Raw genomic sequence first — 1,118 nt, forward strand, 5'->3', positions numbered from 1 at the left:
GTGCCGGGGGTGAACCGGGGGCGCGCGGGGTGACTGCCGCCTTCATTGGAGCGAACGTTAGTTCGCTTTTCGTGTTCGCGCTGTGACGTCCTCGTGCGTCAATCGTGGTGGCCTCCGCTCATCCTGGAAGCTCGAAAGTGATCGAGACGTCCCGCACGGGGGCCCGCGCCGGAAGACCGACGGCGGCGGGTGCGGGGCGGCGGACCGGGGGGACGCCGGTGTGGCGTGACGGGTCCGGGCCCCGGACGACTGGAAGGGTGGGGGTTGTGAAGGCGAGAACGGCGGCCGCGCTGTGTGCGGTCGTGACGGTGGGAATGCTGGTACCGGTGACCGGCTGCGCGGGGGGCGGAGCGGGTCACGGGAACGACGGGAAGCGCGCGGTGGGGGCCGCGGACGCCCGGGGCCGGGGCCCCGCGCCGGGGGAGCCCGGCGAGCCCGAGGAGACCGAGGGCCCGGTGGCGACCGGCGACGAGCGGCGCACCGAGCGGCTCCGCGGCGTCGAACTGGCGAAGGACGAGGTGCCCGGGCTGGTGATCGAGCAGGCGCCGGCCGGCTCGGCGGGCCGTGGCGTGCCCACGGCCGACGAGGCCGGCTGCCGGCCGCTGGCCACGGCGCTGGGCTCCCGCCCGCAGCCGCAGCCGCTGGGCTCGGTGGTGACGACGTTCTCGGGCGAGCAGGACGGCCCCGACGAGGGCCTGCTCGGCACCGTCCGGATCGCCGAGTACCGGCCCGGCGGGGCGGCGGCCACCCTGGACGGGCTGCGGGGCGCGGCGGCGGCCTGCGCGGGCGGCTTCGCCATGCGGACCGGTGAGGGCGAACGGCAGGTGTTCGACGCGGTCGAGACCGTGCGGGCGCCCCGGCTGGGGGACGAGGCGGTGGCCTACCGGCTCGTCAACGCGGTGGAGGAGGCGCCCACGCTGATCACTGTGGTGCGGTCGGGGGAGGTGTTGTCCATGTTCTTCGCCACCAGCCTTGGGGATCCTTCGCGGGCGGAGATCCCGGAGCGGTTGGTCGCCGCCCAGGTGCGGAGGGTGGAGGCGGCCGGGCGGTCGGGGGCGTCCGGGCCCCGGCCGGCTGGGGAGGGCGGCGCGGATGGGGTGGACGGCGCGGACGGCAAG

General features: G+C 76.7%; 1 protein-coding gene. It reads left to right on the plus strand.

Annotation, left to right across the window (positions count from 1 at the left end):
- Positions 1-266: 266 nt before the first annotated feature.
- A partial coding sequence (locus ACSNOK_RS33170; protein ID WP_436784497.1) for a hypothetical protein occupies positions 267-1,118 on the plus strand: 852 nt, incomplete at its 3' end.

The sequence above is a fragment of the Streptomyces sp. URMC 126 genome, assembly GCF_051386555.1.
Lineage (GTDB): Bacteria > Actinomycetota > Actinomycetes > Streptomycetales > Streptomycetaceae > Streptomyces.